General features: G+C 70.1%; 11 protein-coding genes. 9 read left to right on the top strand and 2 right to left on the bottom strand.

Features of this window, described 5'->3' with window-relative positions:
- Positions 1 to 38: 38 nt before the first annotated feature.
- A complete protein-coding gene (aceE, locus tag ACZ5VC_RS03050) occupies positions 39 to 2,786 on the bottom strand; it encodes a pyruvate dehydrogenase (acetyl-transferring), homodimeric type (protein WP_469118358.1) in 2,748 nt (915 codons plus the stop codon).
- Positions 2,787 to 3,251: 465 nt separating this feature from the next.
- Between aceE and ACZ5VC_RS03045 the strand changes: the two genes are divergently transcribed.
- From ACZ5VC_RS03045 to ACZ5VC_RS03020, 6 genes are all read left to right on the top strand, one after another.
- Complete coding sequence (locus ACZ5VC_RS03045; RefSeq protein WP_468705501.1) at positions 3,252 to 3,683, top strand: DUF3052 domain-containing protein; 432 nt, start codon at positions 3,252 to 3,254, stop codon at positions 3,681 to 3,683.
- Positions 3,684 to 3,799: 116 nt separating this feature from the next.
- The gene (locus ACZ5VC_RS03040; protein ID WP_469118357.1) at positions 3,800 to 4,258 is read left to right on the top strand and encodes a peroxiredoxin; all 459 of its coding nucleotides are present in this window, start codon (positions 3,800 to 3,802) and stop codon (positions 4,256 to 4,258) included.
- A gap of 226 nt (positions 4,259 to 4,484) precedes the next feature.
- Complete coding sequence (locus tag ACZ5VC_RS03035) at positions 4,485 to 5,060, top strand: TerD family protein (protein ID WP_468705497.1); 576 nt, start codon at positions 4,485 to 4,487, stop codon at positions 5,058 to 5,060.
- Between the two features lie 98 nt (positions 5,061 to 5,158).
- Positions 5,159 to 5,734, top strand: a complete 576-nt coding sequence (locus ACZ5VC_RS03030; RefSeq protein ID WP_469118356.1) for a TerD family protein — start codon at positions 5,159 to 5,161, stop codon at positions 5,732 to 5,734.
- A 77-nt stretch (positions 5,735 to 5,811) separates the two neighbouring features.
- A complete protein-coding gene (locus ACZ5VC_RS03025; RefSeq protein WP_469118355.1) occupies positions 5,812 to 6,960 on the top strand; it encodes a DUF475 domain-containing protein in 1,149 nt (382 codons plus the stop codon).
- A gap of 117 nt (positions 6,961 to 7,077) precedes the next feature.
- A complete protein-coding gene (locus ACZ5VC_RS03020) occupies positions 7,078 to 7,812 on the top strand; it encodes a TerD family protein (protein ID WP_469118354.1) in 735 nt (244 codons plus the stop codon).
- 23 nt (positions 7,813 to 7,835) lie between these two features.
- Here the strand turns inward: ACZ5VC_RS03020 and ACZ5VC_RS03015 are convergent, their stop codons facing one another.
- Positions 7,836 to 8,765 (bottom strand): TerD family protein, encoded by a 930-nt coding sequence (locus tag ACZ5VC_RS03015; RefSeq protein ID WP_469118353.1) that lies wholly within the window; start codon positions 8,763 to 8,765, stop codon positions 7,836 to 7,838.
- 190 nt (positions 8,766 to 8,955) lie between these two features.
- Here ACZ5VC_RS03015 and ACZ5VC_RS03010 point away from each other — a divergent pair, with 190 nt between their 5' ends.
- Genes ACZ5VC_RS03010 through ACZ5VC_RS03000 form a run of 3 tightly spaced genes read left to right on the top strand, consistent with a single transcriptional unit; the run spans position 8,956 to position 13,810 of the window.
- A complete protein-coding gene (locus ACZ5VC_RS03010) occupies positions 8,956 to 10,122 on the top strand; it encodes an HpcH/HpaI aldolase/citrate lyase family protein (protein WP_469118352.1) in 1,167 nt (388 codons plus the stop codon).
- 44 nt (positions 10,123 to 10,166) lie between these two features.
- On the top strand, positions 10,167 to 12,944 hold the full coding sequence (locus tag ACZ5VC_RS03005) for a phosphoribosyltransferase (RefSeq protein ID WP_469118351.1): 2,778 nt from the start codon (positions 10,167 to 10,169) through the stop codon (positions 12,942 to 12,944).
- On the top strand, positions 12,941 to 13,810 hold the full coding sequence (locus tag ACZ5VC_RS03000; RefSeq protein WP_469118350.1) for an HAD family hydrolase: 870 nt from the start codon (positions 12,941 to 12,943) through the stop codon (positions 13,808 to 13,810). The genes ACZ5VC_RS03005 and ACZ5VC_RS03000 overlap by 4 nt, the downstream gene beginning before the upstream one ends.
- Positions 13,811 to 13,956: the final 146 nt, after the last annotated feature.

Here is a 13,956-nt window from a genome sequence, read left to right as displayed (position 1 = left end):
GGGGGTGCGGGGGGTCGAAATCCCCCCCCGCACCTTCACTACGCGTCGCCGCCGGCGGCGCCCGGGTCGGCCGCCGTCACATCGAGCAGCTGGTAGCGGTCCACGGCCTGCTTCAGCACCGAACGGTCCACCTTGCCGTCCCGCGCGAGCTCCGTGAGCACCGCGAGGACGATCGACTGGGCGTCGATGTGGAAGTAGCGACGGGCCGCGCCCCGCGTGTCCGCGAAGCCGAAGCCGTCCGCGCCCAGCGAGGTGTACGTGCCCGGAACCCAGCGCGAGATCTGGTCCGGAACCGAGCGCATCCAGTCCGAGACGGCCACGAACGGCCCCTGGGCGCCGGAGAGCTTCTGCGTCACGTACGGGACGCGCTGCTCCTCCTCCGGGTGGAGCAGGTTGTGCTCGTCGGCCTCGACGGCGTCGCGGCGCAGCTCGTTCCAGGACGTCGCCGACCAGACGTCGGCCTTGACGTTCCATTCCTCGGCGAGGATCCGCTGGGCCTCGACGGCCCACGGCACGGCCACGCCCGACGCCATGATCTGCGCGGGGATCGCGCCGGCCTCGCCCGCCTTGAAGCGGTGGATGCCCTTGAGGATGCCCTCCACGTCGACGTCGGCCGGCTCCGCCGGGTGCTGGATCGGCTCGTTGTAGACGGTCAGGTAGTAGAAGACGTCCTCGCCGTGCGGGAATTCGGCCGTCGAGCCGTACATCCGCTTCAGGCCGTCCTCGACGATGTGCGCGATCTCGAAGCCGAAGGCCGGGTCGTACGAGACACAGCCCGGGTTCGTCGAGGCGAGCAGCTGCGAGTGACCGTCCGCGTGCTGGAGACCCTCACCGGTCAGAGTCGTACGACCGGCGGTCGCACCCAGCACAAAGCCGCGCGCGAGCTGGTCGGCCATCTGCCAGAACTGGTCACCGGTCCGCTGGAAACCGAACATCGAATAGAAGACGTACACCGGGATCAGCGGCTCGCCGTGCGTGGCGTACGCCGAACCGGCGGCGATCAGCGAGGCGGTGCAGCCGGCCTCCGAGATGCCGTCGTGCAGCATCTGACCGGTCGGCGACTCCTTGTACGCGAGCAACAGCTCACGGTCCACCGCTTCGTACTGCTGACCCAGCGGGTTGTAGATCTTGGCGCTCGGGAAGAACGCGTCCATGCCGAAGGTGCGGTACTCGTCGGGGGCGATCAGCACGAAGCGCCTGCCGATCTCCTTGTCCCGCATGAGGTCCTTCAGGATGCGGACGAACGCCATGGTCGTGGCGATCGACTGCTGGCCCGAGCCCTTCTTGGCCGCCGCGTAGGTCTTCTCCCCGGGCAGGGCCAGGGGCTTCGAGCGCACGACGCGGGTCGGGACGTACCCGCCCAGCGCCTTGCGGCGGTCGTGCATGTACTGGATCTCCTCCGAGTCGCGGCCCGGGTGGTAGTACGGCGGAGCGCCTTCCTCGAGCTGCTTGTCGGAGATCGGGATGTGCAGCCGGTCGCGGAAGCGCTTCAGGTCGTCGACCGTCAGCTTCTTCATCTGGTGCGTGGCGTTGCGGCCCTCGAAGTTCGGACCGAGCGTCCAGCCCTTGACGGTCTGGGCGAGGATCACCGTCGGCTGGCCCTTGTGGGCCTTGGCCGCCGCGTACGCCGCGTAGACCTTCTTGTGGTCGTGGCCACCGCGGCCCAGGTGCTGGATCTGCTGGTCGGTCATGTTCTCGACCATGGCGCGCAGCCGGTGGTCGTCGCCGAAGAAGTGGTCGCGGATGTACGCGCCGGTCTCCGTCGCGTACGTCTGGAACTGGCCGTCCGGCGTGGTGTTCAGCTTGTTGACCAGGATGCCGTCGCGGTCCTGCGCGAGCAGCGGGTCCCAGGAGCGGTCCCAGACCAGCTTGATCACGTTCCAGCCGGCACCCCGGAACTGCGACTCCAGCTCCTGGATGACCTTGCCGTTGCCGCGCACCGGGCCGTCGAGGCGCTGCAGGTTGCAGTTGACGACGAAGGTGAGGTTGTCGAGGCCCTCACGGGCGGCGATGGAGAGCTGGCCGAGCGACTCGGGCTCGTCCATCTCGCCGTCGCCCAGGTAGGCCCAGACGTGCGACGCGGAGGTGTCGGCGATGCCGCGCGCCTCCATGTAGCGGTTCATGCGCGCCTGGTAGATGGCGCCGAGGGGGCCGAGGCCCATCGAGACGGTGGGGAACTCCCAGAAGTCGGGCATCAGCCGCGGGTGCGGGTACGACGACAGACCGTTCGGGAACTTCGACTTCTCCTGGCGGAAGGCGTCGAGCTGGGTCTCGCTCAGCCGGTCCAGCAGGAAGGCGCGGGCGTAGATGCCCGGCGAAGCGTGGCCCTGGAAGAAGATCTGGTCGCCGCCGTCGCCCTCGTCCTTGCCGCGGAAGAAGTGGTTGAAGCCGACGTCGTAGAGCGAGGCGGAGGACGCGAACGTGGCGATGTGACCGCCCACGCCGATCCCGGGGCGCTGCGCGCGCGACACCATCACGGCCGCGTTCCAGCGGGTCGCGTTCAGGACCTTGCGCTCGATCTCCTCGTTCCCGGGGAAGAACGGCTCGTCCTTGGTGGCGATCGTGTTCACGTAGTCCGTGCTGCGCATCTCGGGCACGGCCACGCGCTTCTCACGGGCCCGCTCGATCAGCCGGAGCATCAGGTAGCGGGCCCGCTCGCGGCCCCGCTCGTCAACGGCGGCGTCGAGGGAGTCGAGCCATTCCTGGGTCTCTTCGGGATCAAAATCCGGGACCTGACTGGGAAGGCCGCCAATGATGATCGGGTTGCGATCGGATCCGGAAGCCACGCTGTTCCTTCTGTTCGGTGGTGCCTACGGGGTGTCTGCGAGCGTTCTGCACAGCTGTCGCGCCGCCACCATCGTGTACCCCGGGGACGCAAACGTCATCTCTACCGAGGGGTAACCCTCACGGTCGAGACATCCCGTCCGAACGCCGGTTCTGGGTTCGGCCAAATCGCAACCTTACGCCCAAGCCGACCATGTGTTCCGTCCGCCCGTTCGGCGCTCACACGGCCGGGGGCGGCATACTGAAGCTGAAGAAGCGCGCAAAGCGGGGCAAGTGGAGTGGCATGGCTCACGGACCGGGCGGGGCGCGCGCCGGAAGTTGCGGCGAGACGGCCCCAAACGTCACCGTTTCGGCGGTCTCGGCGGCCGGGTACTTGCGCGATCCGCCCAGCCCGTGTGGACTACGGCCAACGCCACGCGTACGCGCGCGGCCGCAGCATTTTTCCGAACACGATCAGGAGGCAAGCCGTGAGCGCGACCGCGGACCACGCGGAGGAGCGGACCAACCCGGCCACCAGGCTGGGGTTCGAGCCCGGACAGGTGGTCCAGGAGATCGGCTTCGACGATGACGTCGACCACGAACTCCGTGAAGGTATTGAGGCCATCACCGGCCAGGACCTCGTCGATGAGGAGTACGACGACGTCGCCGACGTCGTGGTGCTCTGGTTCCGCGACGAGGACGGAGACCTCACGGACGCGCTGGTGGACGCCATCGGTCTGATCGAGGACGGTGGAGTCGTCTGGCTGATGACGCCCAAGACGGGCCGTGACGGCTACGTCGAGCCCAGCGACATCAGCGATGCCGCCCAGACCGCGGGTCTCTCCCAGACCAAGAGCGTCAGCGTGGCCAAGGACTGGTCCGGCAGCCGCCTGGTCACTCCCAAGGCCGGCAAGCGCTGAGCCCACCCCTCTAGCCATGAGAGCCCCCGCCGATTTTCGGCGGGGGCTCTGTGTGTGGGGGCCGAGTGCGTAGGGTGGACTTCACCAATTCGGCCCAGCGAAGGGAAACGTTTGTCATGGCGATCGAGGTCGGCACCAAGGCCCCGGACTTCGAGCTCAAGGACCACCACGGCCGCACCGTGAAGCTCTCGGACTTCCGCGGCGACAAGAACGTGGTGCTCCTCTTCTACCCCTTCGCCTTCACCGGGGTCTGCACCGGCGAGCTGTGCGCGCTCCGGGACGAGCTGCCGAAGTTCGTCAACGACGACACCCAGCTGCTCGCCGTCTCCAACGACTCCATCCACACCCTGCGCATCTTCGCGGAGCAGGAGGGCCTGGAGTACCCGCTCCTGTCCGACTTCTGGAAGCACGGCGAGGCCTCGCGCGCCTACGGCGTCTTCGACGAGGAGAAGGGCTGCGCCGTGCGCGGGACCTTCATCATCGACAAGGACGGCGTGGTGCGCTGGAGCGTCGTCAACGGCCTGCCGGACGCCCGCGACCTCAACGACTACGTGAAGGCTCTCGACACTCTCTGAGCCCTCTGGGCCCTCTGAGCGCTGGGGTCCTCGGGGGGCCTCTGAGGCCTCTGCGTCTTTTGCACCGGACCGTCCGGCGGCCGCTTCCGGCCGCTGGCGGCCGACACCCGCGATCGCCGTGGTGAAGTGCCTGTTTCGGACGGGAACCGGTCACTAGGATCCAATCGTTGATCCGATTGCCAACGCACGACGGGGGCGCTGCCCCTGAAAACCAATGGAGGGACTCGTGGGAGTCAGCCTCAGCAAGGGCGGCAACGTCTCGCTGACCAAGGAGGCGCCCGGTCTGACGGACGTCACCGTCGGTCTCGGCTGGGACGTCCGCACCACCACCGGTACGGACTTCGACCTGGACGCCAGCGCCATTCTGGTCAACGCGGAGGGCAAGGTCCGCAACGACCAGGACTTCGTCTTCTTCAACAACCTGAAGAGCGCCGACGGCTCGGTCGAGCACACCGGTGACAACCTCACCGGTGAGGGCGAGGGCGACGACGAGCAGGTCAAGGTGAACCTGGCGGGCGTACCGGCCGATGTCGCCAAGATCGTCTTCCCGGTGTCGATCTACGACGCCGAGAACCGCCAGCAGTCCTTCGGTCAGGTCCGCAACGCGTTCATTCGCGTCGTGAACCAGGCCGGCGGCGCCGAGATCGCCCGGTACGACCTCTCCGAGGACGCCTCGACCGAGACCGCCATGGTCTTCGGCGAGCTGTACCGCAATGGCGCGGAGTGGAAGTTCCGCGCCGTCGGTCAGGGTTACGCCTCGGGCCTGCGCGGCATCGCGCAGGACTTCGGCGTCAACGTCTGAGTCATCGACAGTTCCGTCCGGCGCCGCACGCTCCGTGCGGCGCCGGACGTGCCTCATCAGGCACATCACGCGCGTTTTCACCGGGGAGGACCATCGTCATGGGCGTCACGCTCGCCAAGGGAGGCAACGTCTCCCTCTCCAAGGCCGCACCCAATCTGACCCAGGTGCTGGTCGGGCTCGGCTGGGATGCACGTTCCACCACCGGAGCCGACTTCGACCTGGACGCCAGCGCCCTGCTGTGCCAGTCCGGCCGCGTCCTGGGCGACGAGTGGTTCATCTTCTACAACAACCTGACGAGCCCCGACGGCTCGGTCGAGCACACCGGCGACAACCTCACCGGTGAGGGTGAGGGCGACGACGAGTCGCTGATCGTGGACCTCACCAAGGTCCCGGCCCATGTCGACAAGATCATCTTCCCTGTCTCGATCCATGACGCGGACAACCGCGGCCAGACGTTCGGCCAGGTCAGCAACGCCTTCATCCGTGTGGTGAACCAGGCGGACGGCCAGGAGCTCGCCCGCTACGACCTCTCCGAGGACGCCTCGACCGAGACCGCGATGATCTTCGGCGAGCTGTACCGGTATGGAGGCGAGTGGAAGTTCCGTGCGGTCGGACAGGGGTACGCGTCGGGCCTGAGGGGCATCGCTCTAGACTTCGGGGTCAACGTTTCGTAAAGCCGCGTGCGGCGCGGGGGGAGACCCCTCTCCCAGGCTCCGCCTGGGGTGACCCCCATACAAGGATTGGGTAGCCAGTGGTCCTGAAAACCTTCGGCTGGTCGTTCGCCATCACGGCGCTCGGCCTGGCTGCGGCGGCGCTCTACGGGGGGTGGACCGCTTTCGGTATCGTGGCGATCCTCTCCATCCTCGAGATCTCGCTGTCCTTCGACAACGCGGTGGTCAACGCCGGAATCCTGAAGAAGATGAATACCTTCTGGCAGAAGATCTTCCTCACCGTCGGTGTCCTCATCGCCGTGTTCGGTATGCGACTGGTCTTCCCCGTCGTGATCGTGGCGGTCACCGCCAAGCTCGGGCCCATCGAGGCCGTCGAATTGGCCCTGACCGACGAGAACCAGTACAAGCAGCTCGTCACGGACGCCCACCCGGCGATCGCCGCCTTCGGTGGCATGTTCCTGCTGATGATCTTCCTCGACTTCATCTTCGAGGAGCGGGACATCAAGTGGCTCGCCTGGCTGGAGCGTCCGCTGAGCAAGCTCGGCAAGATCGACATGCTGTCGGCCTGCATCGCGCTGATCGTTCTGCTCGTCACCTCGATGACCTTCGCCGTCCATGCCCACCAGCACGGCGGCGCGCATGTCGACAAGTCCTCGACCGTCCTGATCTCCGGTATCGCCGGTCTGATCACGTACATGATCGTCGGCGGCCTCTCCGGCTACTTCGAGAACAAGCTGGAGGAGGAGGAAGAGCGCGAGCAGGAGGCCGAGGAGGAGGCCCGCAAGAGCGGCAAGCAGGTCTCGGCCGTCAAGCTGGCCGGCAAGGCCGCCTTCTTCATGTTCCTCTACCTCGAAGTCCTCGACGCCTCCTTCTCGTTCGACGGAGTCATCGGCGCCTTCGCCATCACCAGCGACATCGTGCTGATGGCCCTCGGCCTCGGTATCGGCGCCATGTACGTCCGGTCGCTCACGGTCTACCTGGTCCGCCAGGGCACCCTCGACGACTACGTCTACCTGGAGCACGGCGCGCACTACGCGATCGGCGCGCTGGCCGTCATCCTCATGGTCACCATCCAGTACGAGATCCACGAGGTCATCACCGGCCTCGTCGGCGTCGTGCTGATCGGCTGGTCCTTCTGGTCCTCGGTCCGCCGCAACAAGCGGCTCGCGGCCGCCGAGGGAAAGGCTGACGCCTCGGGCGACAAGGCAGAGGTGTCGTCCGGGGTCTGACACCCTCGTCCCCGGGGGTGTGACACCCCCGGGGACGAGGAACGCTTCTGAGCGGGGCGGCCGGTGCACCCGGCCGCCCCGCCGCATATCCGGTCGGCGTCAGTAGGGGTGGGGAGCATGGCCTTCTGGGACAACTTGTGGCGGGGCAGGGCGGCGCAGTTCGACTCCGGGAGCGCCGCGACCAACTCGATCGACCTGACGAAACGGCGCCCGACGGTCTCGCTCACCAAGCAGGGCGCCGCCACCGGAAACCTCCGGGTCAACCTCTCGTGGCGCATGCGCACCTCGGACATCGAGGGCCGTTCCCGCCAGAGCGGCCTGCTGCGGAACCCGTCCAAGCTCTTCAAGCCCGAGGTCGTCCAGGCGCACACCCAGGGCGTCGTCAACGTGGACCTGGACATCGGCTGCATGTACGAGCTGGCGGACGGCAGTAAGGGCGTCGTACAGCCCCTCGGCGGCTTCTTCGGGAGCCTCAACGACGCGCCCTACGTCAAGCTCAGCGGCGACGACCGGTTCGGTTCACCGTCCGGCGAGACGATCTTCGTCAATCTCGATCACCGCGACGACATCAAGCGGCTGCTGTTCTTCGTCTACATCTACGACCAGACGCCGGCCTTCGACCGGACGCACGCCACGATGACGCTCTACCCGAGCAACGGCCCGCGGATCGAGATAGAGCTGGACGAGCGGGCGCCCCAGGCCCGCTCCTGCGCCGTGTTCACGGTGGAGAACGTCAAGGGCGAGCTGGTCGTGCGGCGCGAGGTGAAGTTCGTGTACGGCTTCCAGGCGGAGCTGGACCGGCTGTACGGCTGGGGGCTCCAGTGGGGGCGCGGCTACAAGAGCAAGCTCTGACGCGGCGCCTCCCGGCGGCCGGATCAGGGACGGACGAACTGGGGACCCATCGGGGGCAGCTTGAAATTCGGGTCGGGCGCGGGAGCGGCCGCCGCCGCGGGCTGCGGATAGCCGTACGCGGGCTGCGACGGCGCCGGGGGCGCCGAGGAGGGCTGCGGATAGCCGTACCCCGGGCCCGACCCCTCGGGGGCCGGTGCGGCGGCGTGCGGGTACCCGTACGTGGGCGGTGTGGCGGGCGCGGGCGGCGCCGCCGGCTGCGGCGGGACGGGGAGCGGGGCCGGGGAGGGCATGTGCGCGGTGGCGGCCTCGGCGGCCGTGGCCGGAGCGCCGGTGGCGGCCCCGGCCGTTCCCGCGGGAGCGGTCCCGGTCGCGGACTGCTCCGGGGCCTGGGCGGCCTCCGCCGCCTCGTCCACAGAGATGCCGAAAGCCGTCGCCAGCCCGACCAGGCCCGTCGGATAGCCCTGTCCCACCGCGCGGAACTTCCACCCGTCCCCGCGCCGGTACAGCTCGCCGCAGATGATCGCGGTCTCCTCGCCGGTCTCCGGCTTCACGTCGAAGACCGCCAGTGGCTCCCGGTCGGCAGCGCCCGCGTCGTACAGCAGGATCCGCAGATCCTGTACGCGGCGGAAGGTGTCGCCGTCCGAGGAGGCGGCGATCACCACCTGGTCCACGGACGGGTCCAGCGCCGTCAGGTCCGCCTCGACGGTGTCGGTCAGTCCCTCGGGAAGCCGCTTCTTGGACAGCCGCCGGACCAGGCCGGAGGGGTGCCGCGGCTGGTTGTAGAAGACGAAGTCCTCGTCGGAGCGCACGCGCCCGTCGGCGCCGAGCAGCAGTGCCGAGGCGTCCACGTCCGGGACGCCGGCCCCCGGGGTCCAGCGCAGCACGGCCCGTACGGCCGCTGCGTCGAGAGGGACGTTGGAGCCCTTCAGCATCGCGTGCGTCATGGCGGTCATCCTGCCTTCCCGTGGACCCACTGGACAACGCGGGGCCCCGACCCCACTCTCTCCCCATGCACGTCACACGGGCGAGAAGTACACGAGTTACCTGAAATTCATGCACGTGGGGGAACTCCGGACACTCGTCCCTACGTACTATTACCGGCCACATGTTGTCAGGGCCATCACGGCAGTTCGGGGGATCCACATGCGTCATTTCGGACATATCCCGTCCTCTGCCCGGGCCGGGCTGTTCCATCAGGAGCCCGGGGAATTCGACGCGGGCTCGCCCGCGTCCACGCTGGCCGCTGCCCTCGGCGCCACGCTCTACAGCCCGGCCACCCGGCCGCGGCTCGCCGACGACATCCACAAACAGGCTGCCCGGGGAGTCGTCTCCATGGTGCTGTGCCTGGAGGACTCCATCAGCGACGGCGAGGTGGAAGCGGGCGAGGCCAACCTGATCAGGCAATTCGCCGACCTCGACGCCCGGGGCGGCGAAGTGCCGCTGCTCTTCGTGCGGGTCCGCGAGGCCCGCCAGATCACCGACCTGGTCCGCAGGCTCGGCCCGTCCGCCCGGCTGCTCTGCGGGTTCGTCCTGCCGAAATTCACCGAGGAACGCGGCGTTCCGTTCCTGGAGGCGCTCGCCGCGGCCGAAAACGACAGCGGGCGGCGGCTTTTCGCCATGCCCGTACTCGAGTCGCCCGAGCTGCTCCACCTGGAAACACGGGCAGAAACCCTCACCGGAATCGCCCGGACCGTCGACAAGTACCGCGACCGGGTCCTCGCCCTGCGCCTGGGCGTCACCGACTTCTGCTCGGCGTACGGACTGCGCCGCTCGCCCGACATGACCGCGTACGACGTCCAGCTCGTCGCCCATGTCATCGCCGACGTCGTCAACGTCCTCGGCCGCTCCGACGGCACCGGCTTCACCATCACCGGACCCGTCTGGGAGTACTTCCGCCTCCAGGAGCGGATGTTCAAGCCGCAGCTGCGCCGCAGCCCGTTCATGGAGGGCCGGGCCGAGGAGCTGCGCACCGCGCTGATCGAGCACGACCTCGACGGTCTCCTCCGCGAGATCGAACTCGACCGGGCCAACGGCCTGCTCGGCAAGACCTGCATCCACCCCTCGCACGTCCTGCCCGTGCACGCCCTGTCCGTCGTCAGCCACGAGGAGTACAGCGACGCGCAGGACATCCTGCGGCCCGAGCGGGGCGGCGGAGGCGTCCTGCGCTCCGCGTACACGAACAAGATGAACGAGGTGAAGCCGCACCGCGCCTGGGCCGAGCGGACCCTCCGGCGCGCCGAGGTCTTCGGCGTGGCGAACGAGGACGTCGGCTTCGTGGAGCTGCTCACGGCCGGACTCGCCGGCCGGTGACCCGGCCGGTGGCCCCAGAGATGAACCGAACGATGACCCCAGCGATGACCCGAGGAAGAGAGATACGCGACGTGGTGTGGTCCGGAACATGGGTCGCCGAGCGGCTGAACGTCGAACTGGTCGGCGACGACAGGCTGCGCGACCTGCTGGGCCTGGCCCTGCGCCGCAATCCCAAGCGGGCGCATCTGCTCGTCTCCCAGGTCCTCGGCAAGCATGTGCCGCAGCGCCCCACGGTCGTCTGGCGCTCCGGCTACGACCTGGGTGTCCGCGTCCGTGACCTGCTCGGGCCCGACGCGGCCCGCGCGGTCGTCCTCGGGTACGCGGAAACCGCGACCGGCCTCGGCCACTCGGTCGCCGACGGCGTGGGCGTCGCCCCGTACCTGCACTCCACCCGCCGCCCGGTCGAGGGTGTCGAGCGCGCGGGCGGCTTCGAGGAGTCCCACTCCCACGCCACCTCCCACCTGCTGCTCCCGGAGGACCCGGAACTGCTGGGGGGCGACGGACCACTGGTCCTCGTCGACGACGAGTTCTCGACGGGCAACACGGTCCTGAACACGATCCGCGCCCTCCACGAGCGTTACCCGCGCGACCGGTACGTGATCGTCGCCCTCGTCGACATACGCAACGAGGAGGACCGGGCCCGCCTCGCCGGGTTCGCGACGGAGATCGACGCGCGGGTGGACCTCATAGCACTGGCGTCGGGCAGGGTCCGGCTGCCGGAGGACGTACTGGAGCGGGGGCGGGAGCTGGTGACGGAGTACGAGTCGGCGGCCGCCCCCGGGCCGCGGGGGCAGCTGGGCGCGGGCGCCGCGCCGGGCGATTCCCGGACCGGACAGCTCACCGCCGGCCCCATCCGCGTCGACCTCGGCTGGCCGGAGGGCCTCCCGGACGGCGGCCGTCACGGCTTCACCCCGGCCCACCGGGCCCGCCTCGAAGCCGCCCTGCCGGCCATGGCCTCCCGCGTCGCGCAGGCGCTCGGCCTGGGGGGCGGAGGCGACGAGGTGGCGGCGGGAACGAGCGCCGCCCGCGAGAGCGGCGGCCCCACGGCCGCCGCCAGCGAGGCGGGCCCGGGCGCACCCGGCGTGGTACCGGCCGAGGGGCCCACGCCCGCCGCCGGCCCCCGCGTCCTCGCGCCCACGCCGGCCGCCACCCCGGTGAGGGGCCCGGGCGCACCCGGCGTGGTACCGGCCGAGGGGCCCACGCCCGCCGCCGGCCCCCGCGTCCTCGTTCTCGGCTTCGAGGAGTTGATGTACGCGCCGCTGGCGCTCGCCGTCGCCCTCGAACGCGGCGGCGTCGACGTGCGGTACTCCACCACCACCCGCTCGCCCGTCCTCGCCGTCGACGACCCCGGGTACGCCATACGGACCCGGCTCGTCTTCCCCGCCCACGACCGGCCCGCCGACGGACCGGGTGACCGGTACGCGTACAACGTCGTCGGCGGCGGGTTCGACGCGGTCGTCGTCGTGGTCGACTCCGCCGCCGACACCCCCGAACTGCACGGCCCCGACGGCCTGCTGGCCCAGCTCGCCGCGCACATATCGCGCGTCGCCCTCGCCGTCGTCCCCTCGTACACGCCGGCCCACGCGCCCGCGTCCACCACCGCGCCGGCCCATGCTCCCGCGCACACCCTCACGCCCGCGCACGACTCCGACCGCGCACCCGAAAGGGCTTCCATGCCGCGCCTGCCCGAGCCCCTCCGTGGCCCCGCCTTCTCCTCGTACGCCCCTGATGAGGTCGGCTGGCTGCTCCAGGACCTCTCCGGCGTCGAGCTGGAGGCGCCCACGGAGGAGCGCGAGGAGGCCATACAGAGCGGCGGCGCCCATTACGCGGAGTCGCTGCCAGTCGAGTACCAGCCGAGCCCCGAGTACCAGGAGCTCTTCCACGCGGCGCTGGAGACCTCCGCCGCCCGGATCGCGCGGGCCGTCGGCACGGTCACCGAGACCGTCCTCGCCGAACGGTCCCCGCGGCCCGTCCTCGTCTCGCTCGCCCGCGCCGGGACGCCCGTCGGCATCCTGATGCGCCGCTGGGCCCAGTACCGCCACGGCCTGGACCTGACGCACTACGCCGTCTCCATCGTGCGCGGCCGGGGCATCGACGCCAATGCGCTGCGCTGGCTCCAGCAGCACCACAACCCCGCCGACGTGGTCTTCGTCGACGGCTGGACCGGCAAGGGCGCCATCACCCGCGAGCTCGCCGACGCGCTGAAGGACTTCGACGGCTTCGACCCCGAGATCGCCGTCCTGGCCGACCCAGGCTCGTGCGTCCGCACCTACGGCACCCGCGAGGACTTCCTCATCCCCTCCGCCTGCCTCAACTCCACCGTCTCCGGCCTGATCTCCCGCACGGTCCTGCGCGCCGACCTCGTCGGCCCCGACGACTTCCACGGCGGGAAGTACTACCGCGAGCTCGCCGCCGCCGACCTGTCCGGCCACTTCCTCGACGCGGTCGCCGCCCGCTTCGACGAGGTCACGGACGCGGTCGACGCCGACGTCAAGGAACTGCTCTCGGCCGACCGCGCGCCCACCTGGGAGGGCTGGGCGGCCGTCGAGCGGATCAGCGAGGAGTACGGCATCCACGACGTCAACCTGGTCAAGCCCGGCGTCGGCGAGACGACCCGGGTGCTGCTGCGGCGTGTCCCCTGGAAGATCCTGGCCCAGCGCGGCGCCGGCGCCGACCTCGACCATGTACGCCTGCTCGCGCGGCAGCGCGGCGTACCGGTCGAGGAGGTCGACGAACTCCCCTACACCTGCGTGGGGTTGATCCACCCCCAGTACACGCGGGGCGCCACCGGCGCCGACGGCAGGGCGGTGACGGCCAAGTGAGTACCGCCCCCACCGTCCTGGTCGCCAGCGATCTCGACCGCACCCTGATCTACTCCTCCGCCGCACTCGCACTCGCGATGCCCGACGCACAGGCGCCCCGGCTGCTCTGCGTCGAGGTGCACGAGAGCAAGCCCCTGTCGTACATGACCGAGGCCGCGGCCGCGCTGCTCGCCGAACTCTCCGCCGACACCGTCTTCGTCCCCACGACGACCCGCACCCGCAAGCAGTACCAGCGCATCCAACTTCCCGGCCGTCCGCCGAAGTTCGCGATCTGCGCCAACGGCGGGCATCTCCTCGTGGACGGCGTCACCGACCGCGACTGGCACGCGGGGGTCGTGAAGAGGCTGGCCGCCGAGTGCGCGCCGCTCGCGGACGTACGGGCCCGGCTCCTCGCCACCACCGACCCGTCCTGGGTGCGCAAGCACCGCGTGGCCGAGGACGTCTTCACCTATCTCGTCATCGAGCGGGAGCTGCTGCCGCCGGAGTGGCTGAAGGAGTTCTCGGAGTGGGCCGAGGAGCGCGGCTGGACGGTCTCGCTCCAGGGCCGCAAGGTGTACGCCGTGCCGAAGCCGCTGACCAAGAGCGCGGCCATGCGCGAGGTCGCCCACCGCACCGGCGCCACGCTCACCCTCGCCGCCGGGGACTCCCTCCTGGACGCCGACCTGCTGCTCGCCGCCGACCGCTCCTGGCGGCCGGGCCACGGCGAGCTCGCCGACAGTGAGTGGACCGCCCCGCAGCTGGACGTCCTGCCGCAGCGCGGTGTCGCGGCGGGCGAGGAGATTCTGCGCCGCTTCGGCAGGGCCGGCCGGGACCACCGGGCGGGGCCGGCGGTCATCCCCGCGGTGCGCCGGTCCGCCCCGGCCTGAGCGGCTCCGGCGGTCGTCCGCGCAGTGTTCCGGGCCGCCTGGAGCACGGCCGTCATCGCCGCGTGCGCTGGCCGCCCCGCCGGAGCACGGCCGTCGTCGCCGTCGTGCACCGGGCCGCCCTAGTCCGAACGGGTCCCTGGCCGGCC

The sequence above is a fragment of the Streptomyces sp. NPDC033174 genome (genome assembly GCF_055577795.1).
This window is presented reverse-complemented; position numbering and strand designations above follow the sequence as displayed.

Bases quoted from the DNA above. Each gene is read 5' to 3' on its own strand.
- ACZ5VC_RS03040 (WP_469118357.1), top strand. From the start codon at position 3,800: ATGGCGATCGAGGTCGGCACCAAGGCCCCGGACTTCGAGCTCAAGGAC.
- ACZ5VC_RS03030 (WP_469118356.1), top strand. From the start codon at position 5,159: ATGGGCGTCACGCTCGCCAAGGGAGGCAACGTCTCCCTCTCCAAGGCC.
- ACZ5VC_RS03020 (WP_469118354.1), top strand. From the start codon at position 7,078: ATGGCCTTCTGGGACAACTTGTGGCGGGGCAGGGCGGCGCAGTTCGAC.
- ACZ5VC_RS03015 (WP_469118353.1), bottom strand. From the start codon at position 8,765: ATGACCGCCATGACGCACGCGATGCTGAAGGGCTCCAACGTCCCTCTC.
- ACZ5VC_RS03010 (WP_469118352.1), top strand. From the start codon at position 8,956: ATGCGTCATTTCGGACATATCCCGTCCTCTGCCCGGGCCGGGCTGTTC.
- ACZ5VC_RS03005 (WP_469118351.1), top strand. From the start codon at position 10,167: ATGACCCGAGGAAGAGAGATACGCGACGTGGTGTGGTCCGGAACATGG.